The organism is Rhodococcus sp. IEGM 1370 (assembly GCF_033142325.1).
In the GTDB taxonomy this organism is placed as follows: Bacteria; Actinomycetota; Actinomycetes; order Mycobacteriales; family Mycobacteriaceae; genus Rhodococcoides.
On sequence record NZ_JAWLRY010000003.1, the window covers coordinates 273,577 to 300,384 of the forward strand.

At 64.7% G+C, this 26,808-nt stretch carries 25 protein-coding genes and 2 tRNA genes; 12 read left to right on the forward strand and 15 right to left on the reverse strand.

What is annotated here, in order from left to right; genetic code table 11:
• The first annotated feature begins 248 nt into the window (after positions 1–248).
• The 6 genes from aceE (at position 249) to R4P47_RS07675 (ending at position 8,825) form a co-directional block, all read left to right on the forward strand.
• Entirely contained in the window at positions 249–3,068 is a 2,820-nt protein-coding gene (gene aceE / locus R4P47_RS07650; protein ID WP_149406176.1) for a pyruvate dehydrogenase (acetyl-transferring), homodimeric type, read from the forward strand.
• Positions 3,069–3,155: 87 nt separating this feature from the next.
• The gene (locus R4P47_RS07655; RefSeq protein ID WP_231893914.1) at positions 3,156–4,535 is read left to right on the forward strand and encodes a PucR family transcriptional regulator; all 1,380 of its coding nucleotides are present in this window, start codon (positions 3,156–3,158) and stop codon (positions 4,533–4,535) included.
• A 128-nt stretch (positions 4,536–4,663) separates the two neighbouring features.
• Positions 4,664–5,572: an ACP S-malonyltransferase gene (locus R4P47_RS07660; protein ID WP_149406177.1), complete on the forward strand. Its 909-nt coding sequence runs from the start codon at positions 4,664–4,666 to the stop codon at positions 5,570–5,572.
• 88 nt (positions 5,573–5,660) lie between these two features.
• Positions 5,661–6,005: a meromycolate extension acyl carrier protein AcpM gene (gene acpM / locus R4P47_RS07665; RefSeq protein WP_045199610.1), complete on the forward strand. Its 345-nt coding sequence runs from the start codon at positions 5,661–5,663 to the stop codon at positions 6,003–6,005.
• Between the two features lie 8 nt (positions 6,006–6,013).
• Entirely contained in the window at positions 6,014–7,264 is a 1,251-nt protein-coding gene (locus R4P47_RS07670; protein WP_068052249.1) for a KasA/KasB family beta-ketoacyl-ACP synthase, read from the forward strand.
• A gap of 127 nt (positions 7,265–7,391) precedes the next feature.
• Positions 7,392–8,825 carry an acyl-CoA carboxylase subunit beta gene (locus R4P47_RS07675; protein WP_149406178.1) on the forward strand — a complete coding sequence of 478 codons (1,434 nt, stop codon included), beginning with the start codon at positions 7,392–7,394 and terminating at the stop codon, positions 8,823–8,825.
• Positions 8,826–8,969: 144 nt separating this feature from the next.
• Here R4P47_RS07675 and R4P47_RS07680 read toward each other — a convergent pair whose 3' ends face one another.
• The 3 genes from R4P47_RS07680 to R4P47_RS07690 form a co-directional block, all read right to left on the reverse strand.
• Complete coding sequence (locus R4P47_RS07680; RefSeq protein ID WP_094688551.1) at positions 8,970–9,416, reverse strand: cold-shock protein; 447 nt, start codon at positions 9,414–9,416, stop codon at positions 8,970–8,972.
• 84 nt (positions 9,417–9,500) lie between these two features.
• Positions 9,501–10,013 carry a DUF3145 domain-containing protein gene (locus R4P47_RS07685; RefSeq protein WP_068052258.1) on the reverse strand — a complete coding sequence of 171 codons (513 nt, stop codon included), beginning with the start codon at positions 10,011–10,013 and terminating at the stop codon, positions 9,501–9,503.
• A gap of 144 nt (positions 10,014–10,157) precedes the next feature.
• Positions 10,158–10,961 (reverse strand): serine hydrolase domain-containing protein, encoded by an 804-nt coding sequence (locus R4P47_RS07690; protein WP_149406179.1) that lies wholly within the window; start codon positions 10,959–10,961, stop codon positions 10,158–10,160.
• Positions 10,962–11,046: 85 nt separating this feature from the next.
• On the opposite strand from R4P47_RS07690, the gene R4P47_RS07695 reads away from it, so the two are divergent.
• The 3 genes from R4P47_RS07695 to R4P47_RS07705 all read left to right on the forward strand — a co-directional run bounded on the left by R4P47_RS07695 (position 11,047) and on the right by R4P47_RS07705 (position 14,086).
• The gene (locus R4P47_RS07695) at positions 11,047–13,182 is read left to right on the forward strand and encodes a molybdopterin-dependent oxidoreductase (protein WP_317784416.1); all 2,136 of its coding nucleotides are present in this window, start codon (positions 11,047–11,049) and stop codon (positions 13,180–13,182) included.
• Positions 13,183–13,251: 69 nt separating this feature from the next.
• Positions 13,252–13,325, forward strand: a tRNA-Ile gene (locus R4P47_RS07700).
• Between the two features lie 143 nt (positions 13,326–13,468).
• Positions 13,469–14,086 (forward strand): YdeI/OmpD-associated family protein, encoded by a 618-nt coding sequence (locus R4P47_RS07705; protein WP_317784417.1) that lies wholly within the window; start codon positions 13,469–13,471, stop codon positions 14,084–14,086.
• Between the two features lie 16 nt (positions 14,087–14,102).
• Here the strand turns inward: R4P47_RS07705 and R4P47_RS07710 are convergent, their stop codons facing one another.
• The 4 genes from R4P47_RS07710 to R4P47_RS07725 form a co-directional block, all read right to left on the reverse strand.
• A complete protein-coding gene (locus tag R4P47_RS07710; RefSeq protein ID WP_317784418.1) occupies positions 14,103–14,651 on the reverse strand; it encodes a hypothetical protein in 549 nt (182 codons plus the stop codon).
• Positions 14,652–14,683: 32 nt separating this feature from the next.
• Positions 14,684–15,034, reverse strand: coding sequence for a hypothetical protein (locus R4P47_RS07715; RefSeq protein ID WP_317784419.1), 351 nt, complete (start codon positions 15,032–15,034; stop codon positions 14,684–14,686).
• Complete coding sequence (locus tag R4P47_RS07720; RefSeq protein WP_317784420.1) at positions 15,031–16,821, reverse strand: TIGR03767 family metallophosphoesterase; 1,791 nt, start codon at positions 16,819–16,821, stop codon at positions 15,031–15,033. The genes R4P47_RS07715 and R4P47_RS07720 overlap by 4 nt, the downstream gene beginning before the upstream one ends.
• A gap of 104 nt (positions 16,822–16,925) precedes the next feature.
• Positions 16,926–17,393 carry a universal stress protein gene (locus R4P47_RS07725; RefSeq protein WP_317784421.1) on the reverse strand — a complete coding sequence of 156 codons (468 nt, stop codon included), beginning with the start codon at positions 17,391–17,393 and terminating at the stop codon, positions 16,926–16,928.
• 116 nt (positions 17,394–17,509) lie between these two features.
• Between R4P47_RS07725 and R4P47_RS07730 the strand changes: the two genes are divergently transcribed.
• Positions 17,510–18,232, forward strand: coding sequence for a GAF and ANTAR domain-containing protein (locus R4P47_RS07730; protein ID WP_269593819.1), 723 nt, complete (start codon positions 17,510–17,512; stop codon positions 18,230–18,232).
• A 10-nt stretch (positions 18,233–18,242) separates the two neighbouring features.
• Here R4P47_RS07730 and R4P47_RS07735 read toward each other — a convergent pair whose 3' ends face one another.
• The 3 genes from R4P47_RS07735 to R4P47_RS07745 all read right to left on the reverse strand — a co-directional run bounded on the left by R4P47_RS07735 (position 18,243) and on the right by R4P47_RS07745 (position 20,456).
• Positions 18,243–19,709, reverse strand: coding sequence for a DHA2 family efflux MFS transporter permease subunit (locus R4P47_RS07735; protein ID WP_317784422.1), 1,467 nt, complete (start codon positions 19,707–19,709; stop codon positions 18,243–18,245).
• A gap of 52 nt (positions 19,710–19,761) precedes the next feature.
• Positions 19,762–19,914: a hypothetical protein gene (locus R4P47_RS07740; protein WP_156516304.1), complete on the reverse strand. Its 153-nt coding sequence runs from the start codon at positions 19,912–19,914 to the stop codon at positions 19,762–19,764.
• A gap of 74 nt (positions 19,915–19,988) precedes the next feature.
• Complete coding sequence (locus R4P47_RS07745) at positions 19,989–20,456, reverse strand: NUDIX domain-containing protein (RefSeq protein WP_317784423.1); 468 nt, start codon at positions 20,454–20,456, stop codon at positions 19,989–19,991.
• 82 nt (positions 20,457–20,538) lie between these two features.
• Here R4P47_RS07745 and R4P47_RS07750 point away from each other — a divergent pair, with 82 nt between their 5' ends.
• On the forward strand, positions 20,539–21,180 hold the full coding sequence (locus R4P47_RS07750) for a ScbR family autoregulator-binding transcription factor (RefSeq protein ID WP_317784424.1): 642 nt from the start codon (positions 20,539–20,541) through the stop codon (positions 21,178–21,180).
• On the opposite strand, the gene R4P47_RS07755 is transcribed toward R4P47_RS07750, so the two are convergent.
• Positions 21,158–22,072 (reverse strand): AfsA-related hotdog domain-containing protein, encoded by a 915-nt coding sequence (locus R4P47_RS07755; RefSeq protein ID WP_317784425.1) that lies wholly within the window; start codon positions 22,070–22,072, stop codon positions 21,158–21,160. The genes R4P47_RS07750 and R4P47_RS07755 overlap by 23 nt on opposite strands.
• A 271-nt stretch (positions 22,073–22,343) precedes the next feature.
• A tRNA-Asn gene (locus R4P47_RS07760) sits at positions 22,344–22,416 on the reverse strand.
• Between the two features lie 138 nt (positions 22,417–22,554).
• On the opposite strand from R4P47_RS07760, the gene R4P47_RS07765 reads away from it, so the two are divergent.
• Entirely contained in the window at positions 22,555–22,800 is a 246-nt protein-coding gene (locus R4P47_RS07765; RefSeq protein ID WP_068052299.1) for a hypothetical protein, read from the forward strand.
• Here the strand turns inward: R4P47_RS07765 and dnaG are convergent.
• Genes dnaG through R4P47_RS07780 form a run of 3 tightly spaced genes read right to left on the reverse strand, consistent with a single transcriptional unit; the run spans position 22,797 to position 26,758 of the window.
• Complete coding sequence (gene dnaG / locus R4P47_RS07770) at positions 22,797–24,713, reverse strand: DNA primase (RefSeq protein ID WP_317548632.1); 1,917 nt, start codon at positions 24,711–24,713, stop codon at positions 22,797–22,799. The two genes, R4P47_RS07765 and dnaG, sit on opposite strands and share 4 nt — an antisense overlap.
• 53 nt (positions 24,714–24,766) lie before the next feature.
• The gene (locus tag R4P47_RS07775) at positions 24,767–26,041 is read right to left on the reverse strand and encodes a deoxyguanosinetriphosphate triphosphohydrolase (RefSeq protein WP_317548633.1); all 1,275 of its coding nucleotides are present in this window, start codon (positions 26,039–26,041) and stop codon (positions 24,767–24,769) included.
• Positions 26,042–26,758: a YdcF family protein gene (locus tag R4P47_RS07780; protein WP_149406190.1), complete on the reverse strand. Its 717-nt coding sequence runs from the start codon at positions 26,756–26,758 to the stop codon at positions 26,042–26,044. It abuts the gene before it with no gap.
• Positions 26,759–26,808 lie beyond the last annotated feature (50 nt).

The following is a 26,808-nucleotide window of genomic DNA, read 5'->3' on the forward strand; positions in this document are numbered from 1 at the left end:
TCCTTGAATTGTGGGTGCAGTAGTCAAAGCGAACAGTGTCGAAGCCGTTCGCGCAAGCTGACCGCGCCGAAATTGCGTACATAAATTTCTACTGGTGGGTATCGGACCTCTGTACTACCAGAACCGACGAGATGCGGCAGGATTGGGGAGGAATCACGAGAACGAGGAAAGTAGACCGCCGTCACAGGGGCGGGACTACCGGGACCGGGCGCCACACCGAGCGTCCGCCACATTGAGGAGTGCACACGTTGTCCGAAGTGAACAGCGGCGAACGGCAGAACACATCGTCTGCAGGCAAGAAGGGCTCGGACGGCCGGGTCCGCGTCATCCGTGAGGGTGTCGCGTCGTACCTGCCCGATATCGACAACGACGAGACCAACGAATGGATCGAATCGTTCGACGGCTTGTTGGAGAGGTCCGGCCCCAACCGCGCTCGCTACCTGATGCTCAGGTTGCTCGAGCGCGCCGGCGAACGCCGCGTCGCGTTGCCGTCGCTGACGTCGACGGATTACGTCAACACCATTCCCACCGAGAACGAGCCGTGGTTCCCCGGCGACGAGTCCATGGAACGCCGCTACCGCGCCTGGATCCGCTGGAACGCCGCGATCATGGTGCACCGCGCGCAGCGTCCCGGCGTCGGCGTCGGCGGACACATCTCCACGTACGCATCCTCGGCTGCGCTGTACGAGGTGGGCTTCAACCACTTCTTCCGCGGTAAGGACCACCCGGGCGGCGGCGACCACATCTTCATCCAGGGTCACGCCTCCCCCGGCATCTACGCCCGCGCATTCCTCGAGGGCCGCATCCCGGCCGAGCGCATGGACGGCTTCCGCCAGGAGGCCAGCCACGAGAACGAGGGCGGCGGACTGCCGTCGTACCCGCACCCGCGTCTGATGCAGGATTTCTGGGAGTTCCCGACGGTGTCGATGGGTCTCGGCCCGATGAACGCGATCTACCAGGCCCGCTTCAACCACTACCTCAACGACCGCGGCATCAAGGACACCACCGATCAGCACGTGTGGGCGTACCTCGGCGACGGCGAGATGGACGAGCCGGAGTCGCGCGGACTCGCGCACGTGGCCGCCACCGAAGGCCTCGACAATCTGACGTTCGTCGTCAACTGCAACCTGCAGCGCCTCGACGGCCCGGTCCGCGGCAACGGCAAGATCATCCAGGAACTGGAGTCGTTCTTCCGCGGTGCCGGCTGGAACGTCATCAAGGTCGTCTGGGGCCGCGAGTGGGACTCGCTGCTGCACAAGGACCGCGACGGCGCGCTCGTCAATCTGATGAACACCACCCCCGACGGTGACTTCCAGACGTACAAGGCCAACGACGGCAGCTACGTCCGCGACAACTTCTTCGGCCGCGATCCCCGCACCAAAGAGCTCGTAGCGGATCTGTCCGACGCCGAGATCTGGAACCTCAAGCGCGGCGGCCACGACTACCGCAAGGTGCACGCTGCCTACGCGGCGGCGATGGCGCACAAGGGCCAGCCGACGGTCATCCTGGCGCACACCATCAAGGGCTACACCCTCGGTAAGCACTTCGAGGGCCGTAATGCCACGCACCAGATGAAGAAGCTGACGCTCGACGACCTCAAGACGTTCCGCGACATCCAGCACATCCCGATCTCCGACGAGGAGCTCGAGAAGGATCCCTACATGCCGCCGTACTACCACCCCGGTGCGGACGCTCCCGAGATCCAGTACATGCTCGATCGCCGCAGCAAGCTCGGCGGATTCGTCCCCGAGCGGCGCGTCGACGTCAAGCCGCTGCCGCAGCCGAGCGACGACACGTACAAGACGCTCCGCAAGGGCTCCGGCAAGCAGGAAGTCGCCACCACCATGGCGCTCGTGCGTGTCATGAAGGAACTGTTGCGAGACAAGGAGATCGGCCACCGAATCGTGCCGATCATTCCCGACGAGGCGCGCACCTTCGGTATGGACTCGTGGTTCCCGTCGCTCAAGATCTACAACCGCAACGGTCAGCTCTACACGTCGGTGGACTCGGAGTTGATGCTCGCCTACAAGGAGAGCTCGGTCGGTCAGATCCTGCACGAGGGCATCAACGAGGCCGGCTCGACGTCGTCGTTCACCGCTGTCGGCACCTCGTACGCCACGCACGGCGAGGTCATGATCCCGCTGTACATCTTCTACTCGATGTTCGGTTTCCAGCGCACCGGCGACGGTCTGTGGGCTGCAGCGGACCAGATGGCTCGCGGATTCGTCCTCGGTGCCACCGCGGGTCGCACGACTCTGACCGGTGAGGGTCTGCAGCACGCCGATGGTCATTCGCTGCTGTTGGCGTCGACCAACCCGGCGGCCGTGGCCTACGACCCGGCGTTCTCGTACGAAATCGCACACATCGTCAAGGACGGTCTGCGACGGATGTACGGCGGCACCGAGGGCGTGGAAGGCTTCGGCGGCGAGAACATCTTCTACTACATCACCCTGTACAACGAGCCGTACGTACAGCCGGCCGAGCCGGAGAACCTCGACGTCGAGGGTCTGCTCAAGGGCATCTACCGGTTCGCAGCTCCGCAGGAGGGCGACGGACCTGAGGCACAGCTTCTGGCGTCGGGCGTCGGCATGGTCTCGGCCCGCAAGGCCCGTGAGCTGCTGTTCGAGGAGTGGGGCGTGCGTTCGGCCGTCTGGTCGGTGACGTCCTGGGGCGAGCTGCGCCGCGACGGCGTCGACGCCGAGAAGGAGTCGCTGCGCAACCCCGGTGCCGACAAGCGCGTTCCGTTCGTCACCTCGGCACTGGCCGACGCCAACGGCCCGGTCATCGCGTCCTCGGATTGGATGCGCGCTGTTCCGGACCAGATCCGTCAGTGGGTTCCGGGCGATTACGTCACCCTCGGCACCGACGGCTTCGGATTCTCCGATACCCGTCCGGCCGCCCGACGGGTGTTCAACGTCGATGCCGAGTCGATCGTCGTCGCCACGTTGTCCGCTCTCGCCGCGTCCGGTGAGATCGACAAGTCCAAGGCAGTCGAGGCCGCGGAGAAGTACAAGATCGACGACGTCACCGCAGCTCCGACGTCGTACGCCGACACCGGTTCGGCGTAGGTTCCACCCCTGTTCGGCCGACCCCCGTCCCACGTCGCGAAGCATGTCCGTCGCGATGGGGGCGGGGGTCGGGCGTAGGTTCTCCTTATGTCCGATGCGAAACCCGACTCACCGGGCAGCGCGTCATCACGCGATGTGTCCCGACGCGACGCCTACCGTGAGGCGTTGCGCGAATCGTTGACGTCGGACAACGAAGTGCACCTTCCGGTCGCCTCACTGGCACCCTCCCGCCAGAAACGCGATCCCCTGCCCGATGCGCTGCTGCGCCGCGTCAAACAGTTCTCCGGCCGACTCTCGACCGAGGCCGTCACCACGATGCAGGGGCAGTTGCCGTTCTTCGGTGATCTCGACGCCGCCCAACGTGCCAGCGTCCAGCTGTTGATTCAGACAGCCGTCGACAACTTCCTCGAATGGCTCAAGAACCCCAACAGCGATATTCGCTTCTCGCTGGACGCCTTCCAGGTCATTCCCCAGGACCTTGCCCGACGCCTCACTCTGCGCCAGACGGTGGACATGGTGCGGGTGGCGATGGAGTTCTTCGAGCAGTGGCTCCCGGCACTGGCCCGCAACGATCAGCAGTTGGTGGCCCTGACCGAGGCCGTGTTGCGATACGGGCGCGAGCTGGGTTTCGCGGCCGCGTCGGTCTACGCCAGCGCAGCCGAATCACGCGGAGCCTGGGACACCCGCCTCGAAGCCCTCGTGGTCGACGCTGTCGTACGCGGAGACACCGGCTCGGACATGCTCTCGCGTGCCGCCACGTTGAACTGGGACGCCACCGCGCCCGCCACGGTGCTGGTGGGCACTCCTCCCGACGATCGAGGCGTCTCGGTCGTCGGAACCGTGCACGCCGTGGCGCAGAAGCACGGCCGCGCCGCACTGGCAGTGGTGCAGGGAACGCGGCTGGTGATGGTGGTCAGCGGTCAGCTCGACGACACTGCCACCCATCGCGCCTTCATCGACGACATGCTGCAGAACTTCTCGGACGGACCCGTCGTCATCGGCCCCACCACCCGCACCCTCGGTGCGGCGCACTCGAGCGCGGTGGAAGCATTCGCGGGGATGCAGGCCGTGGCGGGGTGGCGGGGTGCGCCTCGTCCGGTGCATGCGGGCGAGCTACTGCCCGAACGCGCACTGCTCAACGACGGTGCGGCGATATCGGCGTTGAACGATCACGTGGTCGTCCCGTTGGCCGCGGCAGGTTCGGGACTGGCCGACACCCTCGACGCCTATCTGGACTGTGGCGGAGCGGTGGAAACCTGCGCACGGCAGCTGTTTGTTCATCCAAATACCGTCCGGTATCGGCTCAAGCGCATCGCCGAGGTCACCGGTCGAGACCCGACGCATCCGCGCGACGCGTACGTACTCAGGGTTGCGGCAACGGTAGGTAGGTTGGCTCGAACGCATCACGAACCGCCCCATCCTGCCCCATATGTCACACAGGTCACATTCGGAGAAGTAGTCACGTAACGCCGGACCACCCTTCGGCGATAGCGGATCCCCACGAGGCAATTTGTAGGGTTCCCACAAATTGCTTGTCGAGAGTTCATCGAGCGCGACATCACTCATTCGGCACCCGACGGTGTTCTCTTAACCCTGTGATTGCGTTGCTTGCGCCCGGTCAGGGCTCCCAGACTCCCGGCATGCTGCTGCCTTGGCTCGAATTGCCGGGTGCGGCAGATCGACTCGCGTTGTGGTCGAAGGCCTCCGGTCTCGACCTCGTCCGCCTCGGCACCACAGCCACCGCCGAGGAGATCACCGACACCGCAGTGACCCAGCCTCTGGTCGTCGCGTCGGCGTTGCTCGCGTTCGAGGAGATCGCGTCGCGCGGCCTGTTCCCCGAGGACGCCGTCATCGCCGGACACTCGGTGGGCGAACTCGCCGCCGCTGCGATCGCCGGCGTCATCTCCTCCGACGACGCCGTATCGCTCGCTGCCGTCCGTGGCGCAGCAATGGCCAAGGCCTGCGCGCTCGAGCCGACCGGCATGTCCGCCGTGCTCGGGGGCGACGAAGCTGCTGTCCTGGCCCGCCTCGAAGAGCTGGACCTCGCTCCGGCCAACGTCAACGCTGCAGGTCAGATCGTCGCAGCAGGGCTGCTCACCAAGCTCGCCGAGTTGGCCGAGAGCGCACCCGAGAAGGCTCGGGTTCGCGCACTACCGGTCGCAGGCGCATTCCACACCAAGTACATGGCGTCCGCGGGCGACACCGTTGCCGCAGCCGCTGCAGCCATCACCCCGTCGGAGCCGACGCGGACGTTGCTGTCCAACTCGGACGGTCAGCCGGTCTCCTCGGGTGCCGACGCCCTGAACAAGCTCGCTGCCCAGGTCACTCGCCCCGTGCGATGGGATCTGTGCAACGCCTACCTACGTACCGCGCAGGTCACCGGACTCGTCGAACTGCCCCCGGCAGGCGCACTTGTCGGTATCGCCAAACGCGAACTGCGCGGCGTCGCCAATCTCGGCCTGAAGACACCGGCGGACATCTCCGCAATGGCTGAGCTCGGTTAGCTCGACCCACACACTTCGCAGTCACAGCACTGCGGCTCGCACTTCCACTCCCCGAGTGGCAGAAATGCACAATCGCGTCTCGAAGCACATGACTTCGGCGTTCTACACAGAAGAGAAGGGAGCCACAACAGTGGCCAGCCAGGAAGACCTCATCGCCGGACTTGCAGAGATCATCGAGGAGGTCACGGGCATCGAACCGTCCGAGGTGACCATCGAGAAGTCCTTCGTGGACGACCTCGACATCGACTCACTCTCCATGGTCGAGATCGCAGTGCAGACCGAGGACAAGTACGGCGTGAAGATCCCCGACGAGGACCTCGCAGGTCTGCGCACCGTCGGCGACGCCGTGAACTACATCCAGAAGCTCGAAGCGGAGAACCCCGAAGCCGCAGAAGCTATCAAGGCCAAGCTCGACGACTCCGCGAGCGAGTGACACGGCCCATGACCAACCCATCCACCGCCAACGGACGCTTCCCCAGTGTCGTCGTCACCAGCCTCGCTGCGACCACGTCACTCGCGGGTGACGTCGATGCCACGTGGAAGGGTCTGCTGAACGGCGACAGCGGAATCGCAACGCTGGAAGACGATTTCGTCGCCGAGTACGACCTGCCCGTGCGGATCGGCGGCCACCTCGCGGTGAACCCGCAGAGCCTGCTCTCGCGGGTCGAGATTCGTCGCCTGAGCTACGTGGAGCAGCTGGCCACCGTTCTCGGTCGTGAGGTCTGGAAGAACGCCGGGACTCCCGACGTCGATCCCCTCCGCCTCGGCGTGTCTATCGGTACCGGCCTCGGTGGCGGCGATTCTCTGATCGACGCCAACGACAAGATGAAGGCCGGCGGCTACCGCAAGGTGTCTCCGCTCGCCGTTCAGATGGTCATGCCGAACGGCCCTGCAGCGGTCGTCGGACTCGAGCTCAAAGCACAGGCCGGTGTCATCACTCCCGTCTCCGCCTGCTCCTCGGGATCGGAAGCCATCGCACACGCGTGGCGGATGATCGTGATGGGCGACGCGGACATGGTCGTCACCGGCGGCGTCGAGGGTTACATCGACGCGGTTCCGATCGCCAGCTTCTCCATGATGCGGGCGATGAGCACCAACAACGACAACCCGAAAGGTGCGTCACGTCCGTTCGACAAGGATCGTGACGGCTTCGTCTTCGGTGAAGCGGGTGCGCTCATGGTCATCGAGACCGAGGAGCACGCCAAGGCACGCGGCGCAACGATCCACGCCCGCTTGCTCGGTGCCGGAATCACTTCCGACGGGTTCCACCTCGTGGCTCCCGACCCGGAGGGCACGGGTGCCGCGCGCGCCATGAAGCGTGCGATCGAGACCGCAGGACTGCAGAAGTCCGACATCACCCACGTGAACGCCCACGCAACGGCAACTCCCATCGGAGACACCGCCGAAGCGCTCGCGATCAACAAGGCCGTCGGAAATCATGCAGCCGTGTACGCACCGAAATCCGCTCTCGGCCACTCGATCGGTGCCGTCGGCGCTCTCGAATCGGTTCTGACGGTGCTGGCAGTGCGTGAGGGAATCATCCCTCCCACACTGAATTTGGAGAATCAAGATCCCCAGATCGATCTCGACGTCGTCAAGGGCGAGCCCCGCGTCGGACAGATCGATTACGCGATCAACAACTCGTTCGGATTCGGTGGGCACAACGTAGCGCTCGCCTTCGGAAAGGCGTGATGCACTGAGTCGTTCTTTCGACTCAGCGAATCCCGCTCTCGCAGTGCATGATCCGGGCTGGGGCCGTTCCCAGTGAACGGCCCCGGTTCGGGCCTCGCCCCCCAGGGGCCCTGAAGAAGGACAAGCGATGACCATTCTGGCCCCCGTCACACGATCCGGTACCTCCACCGATCCCCGCGATCCACTCGCCCGCCTCGAGAATCTGTTCGACGCCGGAACCACTGTGCCCCTGCACGATCGGGACAAGTCCGGCATCCTCGCAGCGTCCGGCGAGATCGACGGCGTCCACACCATCGCGTATTGCTCCGACGCCACCGTCATGGGCGGTGCCATGGGAGTCGACGGCTGCAAGCACATCGTCGCCGCCATCGACACGGCCATCGAGCAGCGCGCTCCGATCGTCGGCGTCTGGCATTCCGGCGGCGCTCGCCTCGCCGAGGGCGTCGAAGCTCTCCATGCCGTCGGACTCGTCTTCGAGGCCATGGTCCGAGCGTCCGGCCTCGTCCCCCAAGTTTCCGTCGTCCTCGGCTTCGCAGCCGGCGGCGCCGCCTACGGTCCTGCGTTGACCGACGTCGTCATCATGGCTCCCGAGGGACGCGTGTTCGTCACCGGTCCCGATGTCGTCCGCAGCGTCACCGGTGAGCAGGTCGACATGGCCTCGCTCGGCGGCCCCGACACCCACCACAAGAAGTCCGGCGTGTGCCACATCGTCGCCGACAGCGAGATGGACGCGTTCACCCGCGCCCGCCGTCTGGTGTCCATGTTCTGCGAGCAGGGCGAATTCGACATCGCCGCCGCCGAGCACGGAGATACCGACCTTCGGGCTCTGATGCCCGAATCCAACCGTCGCGCATACGATGTGCACCCGATCGTCCACGAGCTGCTGGACAACGTCGAAGGGGAATCGACCTTCGAGGAGTTCCAGGGCGGCTGGGCCCGCAGCATCGTCATCGGCCTCGGACGGATCAGCGGCCGCACCGTCGGCGTCATCGCCAACAACCCCATTCGTCTCGGCGGTTGTCTCAACTCCGAAAGCGCCGAGAAGGCAGCCCGATTCGTGCGACTGTGCGACGCATTCGGCATCCCACTGATCGTGGTCGTCGACGTCCCCGGATACCTCCCCGGCGTCAGCATGGAATGGGAGGGCGTCGTCCGTCGCGGAGCAAAGCTGTTGCACGCCTTCGCCGAAGCCAAGGTCCCCCGCGTCACCCTGGTGACCCGCAAGATCTACGGCGGCGCGTACATCGCCATGAACGCTCGTGCACTCGGTGCCACCGCGGTCTACGCCTGGCCCGGCTCCGAGGTCGCCGTGATGGGCGCGAAGGCCGCCGTCGGCATCCTGCACAAGAAGGCACTCGCAGCCGCTCCCGAGGAGGAGCGTGAGGCATTGCACGATCGCCTCACCGTCGAGCACGAAAGCATCGCCGGTGGCGTCGAGCGCGCCGTGGCCATCGGTGTCGTCGACGAGGTCATCGAGCCGAGCAAGACCCGCAGCACCGTCGCCAAGGCTCTCGCGGCCGCTCCTGCGGCACGCGGCAACCACAAGAACATTCCGCTCTGATCGTCACGGGGTGCCCCGCCGCCTCGGGTGGTGTCACCCCACGCCCCGGTTGGGATCAATGCGACTCCGAGTCGCTCCGAGTGCAACAAAGCCACATTCATCCGCAACCGAACGGGCCGCACAACGGACGGGCGAACTACAGCGTCAGCTCTCGATCCACTTGTGGTCGTGAGCCAGTCGCAGCATCGCCGATCGGATGTCGAGGATCTGCGCTGCGGTGACAGTTCCGTTGGCTTTCAGGAGTGCCTCGGTGACTTCGGCGGTGAAGTCCGCCTCGGAGAGCACGTCGCAGATGACGTCCTCGAGTTGCTCGCGTTCGCTGATCGGAACGTCGTGGAACGGCACGTCGGGCTTGCGCCGGGTGACCAGCGCGGTCGACGCGGGAGTGTCGATGATCTGCACCTGGGTGGCCTTGAGGCCTCGATCGCCCTCGACGGCAACGTATTCGACGCGAACCCCCGGTGCCAACAGTCGTTTGTCGAAGTCCAGATCGTTGACGTGAATGAACACGTCCTCGCCGCCCTCGTCCGGCGCTACGAATCCGTACCCCTTGAACTCGTCGAATCGAATCACTTTTCCGGTCGACAACATCGAACTCACCACTCCACGGTCGTTCCCACATGCCTACCCCAGGCACGGACGCAAACTACCGCGAGCCAGAACCCCCAGCAACCCCTAGCCGACGTTGCGACTCAGCCATGTCACTTCGGCTCCGGCCCCGCCGGTTCGGTACGGCTCCAGGGCTGCGTCCCAGTCCGATCCGAGAGCCTGCTCGACGGCCGCGGTGAAGTTGCCCTGATTGTTCTCCATCAGGGCGCGCAGCCGCATCTCGCCGAGCATCACGTCACCGTTCGCGCTCGTCGTTCCGCGCCACAGCCCCAAACCGGGCACGTGGGAGAACCGTTCGCCGTCCACGCCCTCGCTGGCGTCCTCGGTCACCTCGAACCGCAGCATCTGCCACGAGCGCAGGATGCCGGCCAGCTTTGCTCCGGTGCCGACGGGGCCGACCCAGTCGGTGGTGGCGCGCAGCTGCCCATCGGAGGCGGGCTGCGCAGACCACTTCAAGTTCGCACGGCAATCGAGGGCGTCGGTCAACGCCCATTCGACATGCGGGCACAACGCAGCGGGCGACGAGTGGATGTACACAACACCCGACGTCGCTTCTGCGAATTGGTTCGATCCACGCATTGCACTACCTCCAGCTTCGACGAGGGACGTCTTCCCCAACGACCTCGACATGCTTCGGCTGGCTGCAGTGAATCAATGCGTCTGTGTACTAGTGTGCCCCGAGTTGCCCCTGTTGCGCCAGTGCAATCTGTGAACGATGGAGTTTCACCCGGCCAGCACGGCGTCGGAGAGCTCCGGCCACAGCGGTTTCGCCCAGTCTCCGAAGGCTCGATCGGTCAACACCACACACGCGGTCCGTACTGCCGGATCCACCCACAGGAACGTTCCGGCCTGACCGAAGTGGCCGAACGTGGCCGACGAGTTGGCGCTCCCGGTCCAGTGCGGGCTCTTGCCGTCGCGCAGCTCGAACCCGAGTCCCCAGTCGCACGGCTTGTGCGATCCGTATCCGGGCACGATCCCGTTCAGGCCGGGAAACTGCACTTCAATCGCCGACGCCAGTGTCTGCGACGCCAGCAGCGTCGGTGCCAACAGTTCGGCGGCGAACCTCGTCAAATCGGCGAGGGTCGAGCTGGCCCCGTGACCCGCCGATCCCGGCAACGACGTGTTCGTCATCTGCAGCGGCCGACACACGGCCTCGTCCAAGTAGTCGGGGAAAGCAATGCCTGCCTCGGTTTCGATCAGCTCGGCCAGCACCTCGAACCCGGCGCTCGAGTAGATCCGCTTGGTACCGGCCGGTGCCTGCACTGTGCGGTCACCGAACGCCAGTCCCGACGCGTGTGCCAGGAGGTGTCGAACCGTCGCCCCTTCCGGTCCTGCAGGCTGATCGAGCTCCACCGCACCTTCCTCGACGGCGACGAGAACTGCGTACGCACTGAGCAGCTTGGTGACCGAGGCCAGCTCGTAGACGCGATCGGTGTCCCCGACCTCCTCACGAACTCCGGAGTCGGTGACGACTGCTGCACTGACATGGTCGACGGGCCAGGAGGCCGTGAGATCGAGGGTGGTCACGACTCACGAGCCTAATTGTCGGTCGACGACGGTGCCCCGGTCCCCCGCCGGGCTACGCTCGCAGCACATGAGTGGGAGGAATGCGATGTCGGTTGTGTATGGATCGTGCAATCTGTGCGAGGCGATCTGTGGGCTCGAGTTCACGGTGGAGAACGACGCGGTGGTCTCGATTCGCGGTGACGAGAAGGATCCGCTCTCACGCGGCCACATCTGCCCCAAGGCGCTGTCGCTGATCGATCTGCACGCCGATACCGATCGGCTCACCACGCCGGTCAAACGTGTGGGTGAGAAATGGGAGAAGATCGGCTGGGACGAGGCATACGACCTCGTGATCGACGGTTTGATCTCGACGCGTGAGAAGTACGGCCGCAACGCGGTCGGGATCTATCAGGGGAATCCCAACGTCCACTCGATGGGCGCGATGACCCACGGCATTCCGTTCACCTCGCTGCTGCGCACGCGCAACCGATACTCCGCCACCTCCCTGGATCAGTTGCCGCACCAGCTCGTCGACCATCTTCTCTACGGGCATCAGTTGCTACTGCCGATCCCGGACATCGATCGAACCGACTTCTTCCTCGTCCTCGGCGGCAATCCGATGGCCTCGAACGGCAGCATGATGACCGTGCCCGATTTCGCCAAGAGGGCGCGGGCACTGCGCAAACGGGGCGGCCGCCTGGTCGTTGTCGATCCGCGCAAGACCGAGACCGCCGATATCGCGGACACACACTTCTTCGTTCGGCCCGGCAGCGACGCACTGCTGCTGCTCGCGATGATTCACACGATCGTGGCCGACGGCAAGGTACGGGTGGCCGACTACATCGACGGGGCCGATCGACTCGCAGATCTCGTCGCCGAGTTCACGCCGGAATCCGTCGCTCCGGTCGTCGGTATTTCTGCGGACGAGATCTCGACTCTGGCGCGCGATTTCGCCTCGGCGAAGTCCGCGGTGGCGTACGGCCGAATGGGGGTCTCGACCCAGCAGTTCGGCACGGTGTGCCAGTGGGCAATTCAGGTACTGAACATCATCACCGGCAATCTCGATCGCCCGGGCGGTGCCATGGTGACCGATCCCGCGATCGATCTGATCAAGCAGGGCATCGTCGGCCGCGGCCATTTCGACAAGTGGCGCAGCCGCGTTCGCAATTTGCCCGAGTTCGCCGGCGAATACCCCTGTTCGACGCTCGTCGACGAGATCACCACCGAGGGCAAGGACCAGATCCGCGCGATGGCGGTCCTGTCCGGCAATCCGGTGTTGTCGATGCCCGGCGGCACCACCCTGAACGACGCGTTCGCGGGTCTCGATTTCATGGTGTCGTTCGACTTCTACATCAACGAGACCTCGCGTCACGCACACGTGATTCTGCCGCCGACGATGTCGCTCGAACGCGACCACTACGACCTGATCTTCAACTCCTTCGCCGTTCACAACACAGCGAAGTACATGCCTGCAGTTCTGCCCAAGCAAGCCGACGCAAAGCACGATTGGGAGATCTTCCGAGATCTGTCGCTGCGCTACAAGAGCCGTATGGCCGGTTCGACGGTCGGTCGGTTGAAGTCGCGAGTGACTCCGAAGAGCATGATCAGCGAGGCACGCCTGCGCCTGTCCCCCGCCCGCACCCTGGACATCCTGCTCCGCAGTCAACGAAAAGGACTGTCGCTCAGAAAGCTTCGAGCCAACCCACACGGTGTCGATCTCGGACCGCTGCGTCCCGGCTTCCCGCAGAAGCTGAAGACTCGGGACAAGCGAGTACAGCTGATTCAGGACATCGTTGTTGCCGAGCTCCCCGCGTTGGTGGATCTGATGCATTCCAGCGCAGTTCCGTCCGGCGACGAATTGTTGATGATCGGTCGGCGACACCTGCGCAGCAACAACTCGTGGATGCACAACACCGCCCGACTCACCAAAGGCAAAGCGCGACATCAGCTTCTGGCGCATCCGGAGGATCTCGCGCATCGCGGTATCGAGGACGGGTCGATGGTGTCGGTCACCTCCGCCGCCGGAACCGTCGACATCGAGGTAGCGGCGTCGGAGAAGATGATGCGGGGCGTGGTGAGCATGCCGCACGGGTTCGGTCATCAGCGCCCCGGAGTGCATCTGTCCGTTGCCACGACGGTGCAGGGGCCGAGCGTCAACGACATCACCGACCCCAATCGCGTCGACGCCGTCTCGGCCAATGCGATCCTCAACGGTGTCCCGGTGCAGGTCCGAGCGAAATAGCTGCCCCGATGCACCGTCGAGGCGACGCGATTCTGTACGATTCTGCAGGCTCGTACCTGGTACGGGCATGGGGCGGTAGCTCAGTCGGTTAGAGCCGTGGACTCATAATCCATTGGTCGCGGGTTCGAGCCCCGCCCGCCCCACTCCAGCGGTCTTCCCATAAAACTGTTGCACGAATTCGGCAGTTCATACCGGAACATCGGCCAATGCGGACGCAGGATGTCCTCGAGGGTGGGCACACTGACGAGATGTGCAACCACAGCGCGATAACACCACGAGCAAGCACGTGACTGCGTCGGAGTCGCGGTCAGCATCTGTTCACCCACCGACGTGGAAGTTCGACTACCCGATCGTTCACGCCGAAACTCGAGCACAGTGGCGCACCTGGCTGGCGGACAATCACAGCTCGACCCGAGGCGTGTGGCTGTGCTCCTGGCGGAACACCCTCGACCGATCCCGCTGCGTGTACCCCGATGCCGTCGAGGAAGCCATCTGCTTCGGTTGGATCGATTCCACCAGCAGCATCCTCGACGACGAGCGCAGCCTGCAGATGTTCACGCCGCGCAGGCCCAAGAGCCAGTGGACCCGTCTGAACCGGAAACGCGCCGCCGATATGGAAGACCGTGGTCTCATGACCGACGCGGGTCGCCACGCCATCGCTGCGGCGAAATCCAACGGCTGGTGGACGATTGCCGACCAAGTCGAAGACCTGCTGGAACCACCCGCGTTGGCGACGGAGCTGGACAGAGATCCACGCGCTAGAAGCAATTGGGACGGCTTTCCGCCCAGTGCTCGCAAGCAGATGCTGTGGTGGATTGTCAGCGCCGTGCGAGAGGACACTCGCGTAGGTCGAATCACTCAGGTCGTCGCGGAGGCCGCGGCCGGTCGCCGAGCCCGCGGCTGAGTGCCGTCGACCGAGGTCAAGTCAGCACTGCTCTTCGGTACAGCCGCGACCAATACACCAGCAGTACAGCAGCATTCGCCCCGAACCACACCCACGTGAGAAACGCCGCCACCACGCCGGTGACGAAGAAACCCAGTACCAGTGCCACGACCCAGGCGAGGACGAAGGCAACAATCGTGACGACTGCCGCGACTGCGTACCGCCCCGGGGACTGCCGGACCGTAGCCGACGCAGCGCGGAACGGATGTCGTTGCCCGTCGGCCACGGCCGGAAGCACCAGCAGCACAACCAGAATCACGATGACCGGAAGCAGCGGGAACAGAATCGCCAGCGCAACGGCCACCAGAGTCGAGCCCACACACCACACCAGGACGCGCGGCCGCCGCCATGCCCGACCCAGCGCACCGCGGACGTTGCCGTCGACCACATCGAGTGCCGTCGATGCGGTGATCCACAGGGCGACCACCAGTGCCGCGGCAGACGCCGCAACCAGCCCACCGAACCCCACGGAGGATTCTGGAACGGGATCGCCCAGGACTGTCAGCGCCTGAATCAGCGCAGACACGAGCACAACGGCAGCGAGCACCGCACTCCCCCTCACGGCGCACCGACCGTCGAATAGCGGTCGAGCACGTCCTGCACAGACCCCGAGTAGAGAACCTCCGTACCGACCTTCACCTCGACGGTGCTCGCGTCGTCCGACGTGGCGGAACCGGTGATCGCCTCGTTGTCGGTTGTCTCCCCGACACATTCGATGTCTGCTCCGGTACCGGAGCAGACCGGCGCGACCAGTATCTCGATTCCCTTCTCGAACAGAACGTCGTTCACTGCGTAGCGGAGGTCCCCGAGTTCGGCCCCGCCGACCGGCGCGAGCGCAGCGGTCTGCGAGCATCCCGCGCACGCCACCACGGCGGCGACCAGGAGAATCTTCCTGCACACTCCGTTCATCGGCCCTGCCTCGTCTCGTAGGCGATCAGTCTCGCGTGCTCGTCCAGGTGTTGTTGCTCGAGCGCGGCGTCGGTGATGGCACTCAGATCGAACGGTGCAGGCAATAGCAACTCGGTGTTGCGATCCAGGCGCGACCCTCGACGCATCAGCGGATTCTCGGCCCAGTCGTTGGCCGCCAATTCGCGGCTGCGGGACGCCAGATCCAGGTAGCTGCCGCTGTTTCCCGGTGTGATCGGCGACGCGTGATCGAGCACCGTGGTGAACAGCGACAGAGTTCCGTCCCGGTTGTCGACGATCTCGACCACCTGCTGCTGCTGCGGGAAATCGATGCACGACGCGGTGGTGATCTCCCAGAATCCGCGTCCGCCGCTCGAATGCGCCAGAATCTGGTTCTGATGGGTGTGGCCGTTGAGCCAGCCGATCACCACGGGATACTTCAACAGCAGATCGATGAATTCGTCTGCGCCGTAGAGCTTCCCCGATTCTCCCGGACGCTGCGCTCGGTTCTCCAGCGTGAGACTGTTGTGATGGGTGTAGATCAGCACGAGCTTGCGCTCGGCCTGCGCTTTCTCCAATTGCTGGGTGAGCCAGTCGAATTGATTCTCGGGCACCGCACCGTCGGGGCCGGCGACGGCGTTGCAGGTGTCGAGTCCGAACGTTCGAATGTTCGGGGTGGGGTCTGCCGCCCACCAGGTCTCACCGGAGTCGAGATTGTGCTGGGTGAAGCCGTGTCCGATCGGTCCCGGTGTCGGGGTGGTCTCGAAGTGCTCCTGCATGAACTCGCGTTGCTCGAACAGGTACCGTGCCGGGTCGGCCGACACCGCGCGAAACCCCGGTCGCGCACCGGATCCGACGCCCAGCGCATCGACCATTCTCTGCAGTGGACTGGCCGTCGATGCGTAGCCGGCCAGGGCGGAGGTGGCCGTCGCCTCGAGGGTGTACGCCTTGCGGCCCCCGACGGCGAGCGCGTGCAGTTGCGAGGACAGATCGAAGGTGCCGAGCAACAAAGTGTCGTGGTTGCCGTAGACCGAGTACCACGGCACGGGCAGACCCACCGATTCGACGGTTCCCGACATCGCTTGGGTGAGAAGGTCGGGAAGCGTCGGGAATCCGTAATCGCCGAACGACCCTCCCGAAGGATCACCGGGTCGGTAGGCCCACTGCGCCTCCGGCCAGGCCTGAACACCCTCGAAGATGTCCGCGGCCCCACTCGTCGGCCGAACCGGTACGCCGTCGAGAACGTCGATGTACCAGCGTAATTCGAGGTGCGAATGCATGTCGGCACTGTCCCCGGTGACCACGGCAGCCCCCATCGGTGCGCCGGTGACCGGGCTGATCCGCGCGTCCGCGAATGCCTTCACCATCGCCGCGGTGACATGCACGGTCAGCGGGTCCTGCGGATGGAACGCCGAACCCCATGCGGCATGGTCGGAGACGATCATGGGCTCGATGCGGCCGGGAGATTGGGCGTCGATGACGTGCATGTCCGACAGGTGCCCGAGGTAGAGCAGCGACCGTCGCGACTGCACCCTCGACGGGTTCGGCGCTCGTCCGAGGACATCGAGGCGTGCGACGTACGGCTCCCCCGGACCGGCACCGAGCACGCGGTACTTCCCCGGCCCTGTCGAGGATCGCAGGATCGTCTGCGCGAGAGTTCCGGTTCCGCCCGCGTCCACGGGCTGGGCGTGCGCCGCAAGAGCCTGACCCAGCACGTGGGGTGCGATCCCCCACACCGCCGCGAATGTCCCCACTCTCGCTACGAATTGTCTACGCGACAGCCCGGTCATGGAACTCCTCGGATCCGAAAACGGCACCACGTGCGCCTCGCATCCGACGAGGTGACTGCCTATTTTTACAGGGCAGACCGCAGATCGGCTCGATTTCGCCGCGTTCAGGGCACGACGGTCACCGGCCACCGTCCCGCTTTGACCAATCGCACCGCCACCGAGCCGGCGATTCGGTGTCCGGCAGTCTCGGACGCCCCCACCACGACGGCGTCGGTACGCAATTGCTCTGCCACGGCGAGCAGCCCGTTGTACGGGTCACCCTGTGCGGTTCGGAACTCCCACCGCACGTGCTCCCGATCCCCGAACCGGGCAGCCGACGTTCTGATGTAGTCGAGCAGCTCATCGGCTATCTCTTGACCGGTTTCGACGAGCGCAATGCCTGCCTGGCCCCACGAGGCCGTCGCAATGGGTTGCACGTACACCAGCACCAGCAGCGACCGCTGCCTACGGGCGAGCCCTGCCGCATAGGCAGCAGCACGCCAGGACGAATCGGACCCGTCGACGCCCACCACGATCGATTTCGGTCCGTCGTGGCCGTACTCGAACCCGGTGGACTCCTGCGCATCGCTCACGACCTGAGGCTACTGCCGAGACCCGACTGTTCGTACCCCCAGCCGCCTGGCGGTACGGTAAGGAGCACTTACGCCCGGTTATCGGGGAGACGGTTCCACACGCGACGGGAGAAGCAATGAACGACGACCGACAGTTCGACGCCCCGTCCACCGACCCGGCTACTGTGTTCGCGGCCCTGGCCGACATCGTGTACCGAGGCACCACCGCCGAAGAGGTCTACACCGCACTGTGCAATGCAGCCACGCTGTTGGTCCCGCATTGTGACCACGCCAGCTTGATGTTGATGCGCCACGGGAAGGCTGTCACGGTCGCAGCCTCGGACGACATCGCGCGTGTCGTCGACGATATCGAGCGCGCTACCGGCGAAGGACCGTGCCTGGACGCGATCACCAGCGAGGCAGCCCAGCTCGAAGCCGACTTCCGCACTCCCACCCAGTGGCCGGCGATGGCTCGCGGTGTGTTGAACCGGACGCCGGTACGAGGCGCGATGGGATTTCGACTCAAGGTCGACGAACAGAAGGTGGGCGCGCTCAATCTGTTCACCGATCGTCCCGGCGTTTTCGGCTCGGACAGTGTGGACAAGGCAGTCATTCTGACGGCCTTCACCTCGATCACCGTCGCCGCCGTGATGAACGGCGAAGAAGCGTCGACGCTGCGCGCCGGCCTCGAGAGCAACCGTGAGATCGGCAAGGCGATCGGCTTGATCATGGCCCTGCACGACGTGAACGGCGACGAGGCTTTCGCGTTGTTGCGCAAGTCTTCCCAGGATCTGAACGTCAAGATCGCCGATCTCGCGTCCACCGTGGTCGCGCGACACAGCAAAGGCCTGAAGGGCTGATCGGCAGCGCTCAGTGTGCGCCCTGAACCTTCTTGGGAAGCGCGAAGACCAACGCCAGCGCAATCACACTGAACGCCGCGCTGACAGCCATTGCCATGGCTGCTCCGTGCAGAAAGCCCGACCCGACGGTGTCCGGCCCGGTGATCTCGAGCGACCCGAACAGCACGCTGCCGATCACTGCGATGCCGATCGCCGAGCCGACGCGCTGCATCGTGGAAATGACGCCGCTCGCGGCTCCCGCGTCGTCGCGATCGACGGTCGCGACGATGAACTGCGCGTTGGGTGCGATGAACGCACCGTTGCCGAGACCCGCGATGAACAGTGGCACCGTCAGCGTCCAGTGCGAGATCGTGTCGGCGGAGCTGGTCGCGAGGATGATCCACAACCAGATGAGCCCGATCGAGACGAGGGACGCGCCGAGTATCAGAACGGTACGCCCGAGTTTGATCGTCAGCCTGTTGCTCTGCGAGGCGGCGATGATGCTGCCGATCGCGAAGGGTATGGACACCAGGCCCGATGCCAGTGCCGTGTTGCCGAGTCCGGTCTGCCACAGCAGCGAGATGGTGAAGAAGATGCTCGTGAAGGCAGCGAAGTAGACGAGCGCGAGGATCACGCCTCCGGTGAAGGCCGGACGGGTGAACAATCGCGGTGGTACCAACGGATTCTGTCCGCGGCCCGTCCGAATCACTTCCCACCAGCCGAACAACGCGATCAGACCGAGTCCCGCTGCGATCGTCAGGTAGGTCCACATGGGCCAGCCCAGTTCCTGGCCCTCGATCAGCGGAACGAGCAGCGCGATGAGACCCGCGGAGATGAGCACCAGTCCGAGCCAGTCGATTCCTGGGCGCGCAGCCGGTTCGGTATCGGTCTTGCCCGGAAGTAGCACTGCAGCAGCGACGAGACCGACGATCCCGATCGGCAGGTTGACCCAGAACACGAGCCGCCAGCCGTTCTCGTCGCCGAAAGCCTGGATGATCAGGCCGCCGGCGATGGGACCGAGCGCGGTCGACACTCCGATGACGGCACCCATGATGGCGAATGCCTTGCCTCGCACCGGCCCTGGGAACAACAGCTGGATGAACGCGGTGACGGCGGGAACGAACATGCCGCCCGCCAAGCCCTGAACGACTCGCGCGACGACCAGTTGCAGATCATCCTGAGCCAGCCCGCACGCGAAACTCGCGAGGGTGAAGAGTGCCAGACCGGTGAAGAAGACCCACTTGTGACCGATGCGGTCGCCTACCTTGCCCGCCGGGATGAGAGCCAATCCGAAGGCAAGTGCGTACCCCGAGATGATCCACGACAGAACCGATTCCGACGCTTCCAACGTGGTGCTGATCGTCGGCAATGCCACGTTGACGATGGTGGTGTCCAGCAACGCCATGAACATCCCAAGCAGCAGAACCACGAGCGCTTTCCAGGCGCGTGCGGGCACCTCCGTCGAGGGTGGTGTTGCTGAGGCAATGCTGTCGGTCACAGTGCTGTCCTTCGTCGTTGTCGCCGAGCGGTATCGGCCGACCGATTCTCGGTCACTGTCCGATCATTGCCGACGCGACGAAGACCCACGACAGTCCTGTGGCCAGAACCACGAACCCCGATGCCACTATCCGGCCGCCCCACACTGTCTCCACGAGAGCAGTCTCCGCGTGAGCAGTCACGCCTGCCGTACCCGTAGGTGTCATGATCTGTTTCCCACTCTGCATCCGCGACCCTCGCCATTTCCGGCCGGTGGATACCCCGGGAACCCGCACCGAAACTACGGTGCTGCGACAACCGCCTCCACCGCGTCCAGAAAGGGGTGCTGGGAGGCGAGCAGTTTCGTTCTCGCCTGCGCCAGCGGAAACCACTCGACGCGATCGACCTCGGGAAACGACTTCATGAGACCGGATTTCGGCGGCCATTCGATCTCGAATGTGTTGCTCACCGCATTCGAGACATCCAGATCGGCCTCGACGCCGAACGCGATGACGATCTTGCCGCCGCGCTGCCTGACGGTGCCGAGTTCGATGTGTTCTCCGGCCGGCACATCGACACCGACTTCCTCTCGGAATTCTCGTCGGGCCGCCGTCCAGGGGTCTTCACCATCGGCGATCAGCCCCTTGACGATGGACCAGGCCCCGTCGTCCTTACGCGCCCAGAACGGTCCTCCGGGGTGAGCGATCAGGACTTGCGGACCGTCGACACCGACGCGATACAACAGAATTCCTGCACTGGTGTGGACCATCGCCTCAGCCTGCCATCAATTCGGAGGGAGAAGTCCTTCGCGCCGTCGTGCCGCGAACCCGGGTAACAGTTATTGTCTATCGATGCAGGAGCGTGCAGCGTCCACCAGGCAGGCCGTACTCCAAGGAGCCGCCGCCAGTTTCGAGAAGTTCGGTTACGGCACAGCAAGTTTGAGCACCATCATCGCCCATGCCGGGGTCAGCAAAGGCGCGATGTACTTTCATTTCTCGTCCAAGGAAGATTTGGCGCAGGCAGTTATCGACGCGCAACTGTCCATGGCGGCGAGCGCGAGTGCCCTCATCATGGAGCGGACGCCGAAGGCATTGGATGCCTTGATCCTGGTGAGCAAGGAATTGGGACGCCAACTGCAGACCGAATCCATCGCCCGCGGGGGTATGCGGTTGACGCTGGAGTCGGCCATCGCCGACAGCCCCAATGCGCGCGCGTTCGAGGACTGGATCGGCAAGATGGGTGATCTGGCCGCACGTGCTCAGGCCGAGGGCGACATCGTCGACGGTATCGACGCGCACACGCTCGGTCGGTACATCGTCGCCTCGTTCACCGGCGTCCAGACGGTCTCGGAGATGTTGACCGGACGCGCCGATCTACAGCAGCGGCTGACCGAGATGTGGCAGATGTTGCTGCCCTCGGTGGTGCCGCGCCGACGCCTCCCGCGCGTGATGACAGTCGCCGAAGACGCCCTTAGCGACTGGAGCGATCGGTAGGGGCCAACCACGGTTCGGACGTCACCGTGACGGACATCGCCGACAGCACCTCGCCGTCGTGCTCGAACTGAATGCGAAAGACGCCGTCGGTGGAGTCCGTGTCGACGATCACCGTGCACGGGTTGGTCCACTCGGCGAATCCCATGAATCTCACCTCGCAGGAGGTGAAATCCAACGTCGGTGTTTCGGTCGCCAGACGCAGAGCCTGACGGGCCGCTTCGAGCATCGTCACTCCCGGCAGATACTCGACCGAATGGTCGAACATCGCCAAATTTCGCGGATCCGGCGCGACGACGATCGTGCCGTCGGATGTGTGCCGTGCCAGCACCACGTCGGACGGATCGAGACGGCCGACGGAGGACGCCGGGACCACCTCGGTTCCGGCCGGCAGGAAACGGAAGTGGGGGTCGGCCACGGTCGACTTGCGGAACTGCGAATACACCTCGGGTCCGATGGTCCGCACCGACGCCGTCCCCGACGCGACGAGGTGGCTGCCGTTCAGGAGTCGGGCAGACAGCTTCATGTTGTCCAGCGACTCGTTCTCGAACGTCACGTCGGTCGTGATCGACTCTGCGACAAGCGAATCGTCGATGTCGTCGACCGAGAGCGGGTCCAGGATCTCGAAACGGGAGTGCCCGATGAACACCACGTGATCGAGTGGCACCCCGTGGTTGACGTGGCAGAAGAGGCTGATCGCTTGGCGCAGAGCCTCGGCCACCATCAACGAGTCGTGGGTTCGGCGCACCGGCGCGAACATGCGATGCGACGTGGGGAACTGAACGGCCGCCCGATGGGTTCCCTCGACGGTCTCGTAATCGGTCAACAGAACGTCGCCCGGCGACCTCCGATGCACGAGGTGCCGTGGAACTGTTGCTGCGTAACTCAAACTCATGAAGCCCCTTAAAACCGACCGACCCGGCTTTTTATAGCACTGTTGAGCCACCGGGATCGCTCGTTCAGTATGTCGCGGGAGACCGACAAAACTGGCATCGGTCGAAGGGATTCATTCAATCGATATACAGAAATAACCGTCACGATCTGTTAACTAACTCGAACTCTCGGTACCACTTGTTTCAATACGTTCACAGGCGGTGCCGGGGGCCTCGTGCGGCTCACTCCAGACAGCAAAAATCCCCGCCCGGGCGAACCGAACGGGGACTGCGCTCCCCCACCTGGACTCGAACCAGGAACCCTTCGATTAACAGTCGAATGCTCTGCCAATTGAGCTATGGGGGATTACCTCGCGGCGTCACACTCTCGTGCGAGCCGTTGGAAACAATAGCGCACACCCCCTGCCGAGTACCAAATCGCCCTGCTCGAGGTTCGTCGGGCAAGATGGAAGAACAGCCGCACGCTCTAGGGAAGGACCTACTGATGATTCGTTTGGTACTGGCGGCTGGAGCTGCTTATGTGCTCGGCGCCAAGGCAGGACGGGGCCGGTACGAGCAGATTCGCAAGACTGCGAACGCCGTTGCGTCGAGCCCCGCCACCAAGAAGGCGATCGAGGTCGGCCGTCAGAAGCTGTCCGATTCCCTGAACACGCAACCGCGGCTCGAGCCGATGCAGCCGATCGACGACGAGACCCAGGTCTTCGTTCCCCGCGATCAGCTGCGGCGCTAACCGACCTCGGCCACACTTCCGACGGCGAGCTCGAGCAGACTGCGGCGGTACTGTTCGAGGGCGATGAGGTCGCCGAACAACGCGTTGTAGTCGTCGGGCTTCTCCACCGGTGACATGCGCTGCAGTTTCGATTTCAGTTCGGCCACCTGTTGGCCGACCCACACCTCCTGCAGCCGTGCGAGTACGCCCGAGATGTAGCGGGTGAGGGCGTCGTCGGCCACGCGCATCGGGTCGACGGCCAACTCGGTGACCAACGACACGACAACGGCGTCCTTGGCCTGTTTGGCCACGGCGTCGACCCACTCCCCTCCGCCCAGGCCTGCAGCGGTGCCGCCGGCAGCGGCCACCGCGTCGCGGACGGCCGAATACGCCGGATGGTGGAAGCTCTCCGGCGGCAGTGAATCGAACACCGTGCCTGCCACGGCAGGCATCTGCAGCACCGCCTTGAGCGCTTCTCGCTGCGGCCACAGTGTCGGATCGGTGGGATTGGGACGCGGAGGACCCGTAGGGACCGGTGCCGGAGCGGCCTGACGCTTCTCGAACGGGACACGTTTGCCGCTCGTGTCGCCCCTGGCACCCTTCTTCGCCTCGTCGCGCACTCGGGCGAGCACCATCGCGGTGTCGTCCCAGCCGGTCCACCCGGCCAACTGCCGGGCGTACTCGTCCCGCAACGACGCGTCCTTGATGCGGGCAACCACCGGGACGGTTCGCTTCAGTGCCTCGACGCGACCCTCAGGCGTATCCAGATCATGTTCTCGCAGAAGTGATTTGACCACGAAGGCGAACATCGGGGTACGCCTGGCGACCAGATCGCGAACGGCGTTGTCGCCGGACTTCAGTCGTAGGTCGCACGGGTCCATTCCGTCCGGGGCCACGGCTACGAACGTCTGACCCGCGATCTTCTGATCACCCTCGAACGCCTTCATCGCGGCGGCCTGGCCGGCTTCGTCGCCGTCGAAGGTGTAGATCACTTCCCCGCGAAAGTAGCTGTCGTCCATCATCAGTCGACGCAGCATCGCCAGGTGGTCCTCGCCGAATGCGGTTCCACAGGACGCCACCGCAGTCTTGACGCCTGCCAGATGCATCGCCATCACGTCGGTGTAGCCCTCCACGATGACGGCTTGATGGGACTTCGCGATTTCCTTGCGCGCCAGATCGAGGCCGAACAACACCTGAGACTTCTTGTACAGCATGGTTTCCGGGGTGTTGATGTACTTACCCGGCATCGTGTCGTCGTCGAACAACTTGCGCGCACCGAAGCCGATGACGTCGCCGCTCTGGCTGCGAATGGGCCACACCAACCGGCGCCGGAAGCGGTCGATGGGCGTTCCGCGCTTGCCGGGTGTCGCCAGCCCCGCGTCGACGATCTCCTTGGCCTCGAACCCCTTGCCCAGCAGGTGTTTGGTGAGGGTGTCCCAGCCGTCGGGTGCGTACCCACAGCCGTAGGCAAGGGCAGCGTGTCCGTCGAAGTTGCGTTCGGTCAGGTAATCCCGCGCGGCCTGTGCGTCGGGGCCACTGAGCCTGCCCGCGTAGAACTCCTGCGCTGCTGCGTTGGCGGCGATCAGTCGCGCACGGGTGCCGCGGTCGCGCTGAACCGACGGGCCTCCGCCCTCGTAGGAGATCGAATAGTTAAGGCGGTCGGCCAGTTGCTCGACGGCCTCGACGAACGAGATGTGCTCGATCTTCTGCAGGAAGGAGTAGGCGTCACCGCCCTCGCCGCAGCCGAAGCAGTGATAGTGACCGTGATTGGGGCGAACATGGAACGACGGGGATTTCTCGTCGTGGAAGGGGCACAGCCCCTTCATGGAGTCGCCGCCCGCGCGCTTGAGCGAGACGTAGTCGCCGACTATGTCCTCGATCCGTGTGCGTTCGCGAATGGCGGCGATGTCGCGTTCAGGAATTCGGCCGGCCACGAAGGGCAGTCTAGTCCCGATCCGGACCTACCCACATTCGGTCGGCGGAGCGATCAGCCCCAGCTGGCCTGAGCTCCGAGTGACCGCTTGTCGATCAGTTCGAGTCGACTTTCGGTGTACGAGGCGATCTGGTCGACGACCACACGAGTCCGTTCCGCATCGCTGTCGGCCCGCTGCCACGCGGGCACCAGAATGGGGTCCAGTTCGCCAGGAGCAGAGCGCATCAACCACTCGGCGACGCGGTGGATCCGGTCGCGTTGGCGCTCCTGACGGATCTTGTGTCCGGCATCGGACATCACGTACCGCAACGCCATCGTCTTGAGCAGTGCAACTTCCGAGCCGACGATCGACGGCACCACCAGATCGGCGTCGTATCGGCTCAGCGGCGCAGTGCCGTACTTCTCGTGGGTGCCCTCGATGGCGGCGGTGGCGAAGCGGCCTACCAGTTCGCTGGTCATGTGCTTGAGCGCCACGGATGCGGCGAGAGTGCCGTCGTAGCGTCCGACCGCGACCACGACGGGCATCCTGGACAGTCGATCTGCGGCCTCGATCAGTTCCTCCACATCGAGTCCGCGGAATTCCGAGACGCCGAGTTCGGCGAGGGCGCGTCGCTCGATCGGATCGGACAGCGCCCGTAGGTCGATGCGGGCGTCGATCACACCGTCCTCGACGTCGTGCACCGAGTACGCCACGTCGTCGGACCAGTCCATACTCTGCGCTTCGAGGCACTTGTGCTTGTCCGGAGCGCCGTCACGTACCCAGCCCAAGATGGCGGAGTCGTCGTCGTAGGCACCGAACTTCGCGCCGGGGGCGGGCCTGATCCATGGGTACTTGGTAGCGGCATCGAGCGACGCCCGGGTCAGGTTGAGTCCTGCGCTGCGGCCGTCGGAGTCGAGGATCTTCGGCTCGAGCCCGGTCAGAATGCGCAGGTTCTGCGCGTTGCCTTCGAACCCACCGCAATCCTGAGCCACTTCGTCGAGGGCGCGTTCACCGTTGTGTCCGTACGGCGGGTGGCCGATGTCGTGCGCCAGCCCGGCGAGGTCCACCAGATCCGGATCGCTGCCGAGCCCCTCGGCGATACTGCGGCCGATCTGCGCGACTTCGAGCGAGTGCGTCAATCGTGTGCGCGGGGTGTCTCCGTCTCGAGGACCGGTGACCTGAGTCTTGTCGGCGAGCCTGCGCAACGCGGCGCAATGCAACACGCGCGCTCGATCACGTGCGAACGCGCTTCGATGCGAGGCGTTGTCTGCCCCGGACCGCAGTCCTGCGGTCTTCGGGGGTTCGGTGACGAATCGTTCGACGTCGTGCGCCGAGTACGTGCCGGTCATCTACTGGCCCGCCGTGTAGGAGAAGTCCGCGGTGAAGTGGGTCAGCTGATACCACAGCAGAGCGCCTGTCTCCCTGGCGATTCCGTGTGCCTGGGATTCTCTGGTGTAGACCGCGGGCCCGGTGCGCGTGGGCGAAGTCCAGGCATCGAGACCGGCGTCGCGCGCCATGGTTCGGGTGCGTAGTGAATGCCACGGATCGCTGACCAACACCACCGACGAACTGCCCTGCTCACGCAGTGTGTTGCTCACCGCCTCGATGCTCTCGAGGGTGTCCGAGCCGGTCTCGACGGCGATGATGGCGTCGGCAGGAACACCCTGATCGATCAGATAGTTGCGGCCCGACGCGGCCTCGGTGAACAGGTCGCCCTCCTGCTTGCCACCGACCGTGACGATCTCGGGGGCGATTCCCTGCTCGTACAGCGACGCGGCCTGGGACAGTCGTGCCTCGAACACCGTCGAGGGTGTGCCGCTGTACTGAGCAGCGCCGAGTACGACGATGGCGTCGGCCTTGGAGTAGTCGTCGATGCGCGCCACCTGCCATACCCGCACCGCTGTTCCCGCGACCAGCACCAACGACATCAGTACCACTCCCGCGACCAGCCGACCGGTCCAGCGTCCGAGCGTTCCGAAGAAGCCGAGGCGCTCGGGACCTGGGTCCGGGGCATACCGGTCGTCGTACGGATCGCCGTACGAATCTCGGTCGAGAGTTGAATTCACTCCTCGAGTTTGCCAGGCCCAGGCATCGGAACCGTCACGGCGCGCCTCGA

Coding starts and splice junctions, on each gene's coding strand:
- R4P47_RS07655 (WP_231893914.1), top strand. CDS start 3,156: ATGTCCGATGCGAAACCCGACTCACCGGGCAGCGCGTCATCACGCGAT.
- acpM (WP_045199610.1), top strand. CDS start 5,661: ATGACTTCGGCGTTCTACACAGAAGAGAAGGGAGCCACAACAGTGGCC.
- R4P47_RS07670 (WP_068052249.1), top strand. CDS start 6,014: ATGACCAACCCATCCACCGCCAACGGACGCTTCCCCAGTGTCGTCGTC.
- R4P47_RS07675 (WP_149406178.1), top strand. CDS start 7,392: ATGACCATTCTGGCCCCCGTCACACGATCCGGTACCTCCACCGATCCC.
- R4P47_RS07680 (WP_094688551.1), bottom strand. CDS start 9,416: ATGTTGTCGACCGGAAAAGTGATTCGATTCGACGAGTTCAAGGGGTAC.
- R4P47_RS07685 (WP_068052258.1), bottom strand. CDS start 10,013: ATGCGTGGATCGAACCAATTCGCAGAAGCGACGTCGGGTGTTGTGTAC.
- R4P47_RS07695 (WP_317784416.1), top strand. CDS start 11,047: ATGTCGGTTGTGTATGGATCGTGCAATCTGTGCGAGGCGATCTGTGGG.
- R4P47_RS07715 (WP_317784419.1), bottom strand. CDS start 15,034: ATGAACGGAGTGTGCAGGAAGATTCTCCTGGTCGCCGCCGTGGTGGCG.
- R4P47_RS07720 (WP_317784420.1), bottom strand. CDS start 16,821: ATGACCGGGCTGTCGCGTAGACAATTCGTAGCGAGAGTGGGGACATTC.
- R4P47_RS07730 (WP_269593819.1), top strand. CDS start 17,510: ATGAACGACGACCGACAGTTCGACGCCCCGTCCACCGACCCGGCTACT.
- R4P47_RS07740 (WP_156516304.1), bottom strand. CDS start 19,914: ATGACACCTACGGGTACGGCAGGCGTGACTGCTCACGCGGAGACTGCT.
- R4P47_RS07745 (WP_317784423.1), bottom strand. CDS start 20,456: ATGGTCCACACCAGTGCAGGAATTCTGTTGTATCGCGTCGGTGTCGAC.
- R4P47_RS07750 (WP_317784424.1), top strand. CDS start 20,539: ATGCAGGAGCGTGCAGCGTCCACCAGGCAGGCCGTACTCCAAGGAGCC.
- R4P47_RS07755 (WP_317784425.1), bottom strand. CDS start 22,072: ATGAGTTTGAGTTACGCAGCAACAGTTCCACGGCACCTCGTGCATCGG.
- R4P47_RS07765 (WP_068052299.1), top strand. CDS start 22,555: ATGATTCGTTTGGTACTGGCGGCTGGAGCTGCTTATGTGCTCGGCGCC.
- R4P47_RS07775 (WP_317548633.1), bottom strand. CDS start 26,041: ATGACCGGCACGTACTCGGCGCACGACGTCGAACGATTCGTCACCGAA.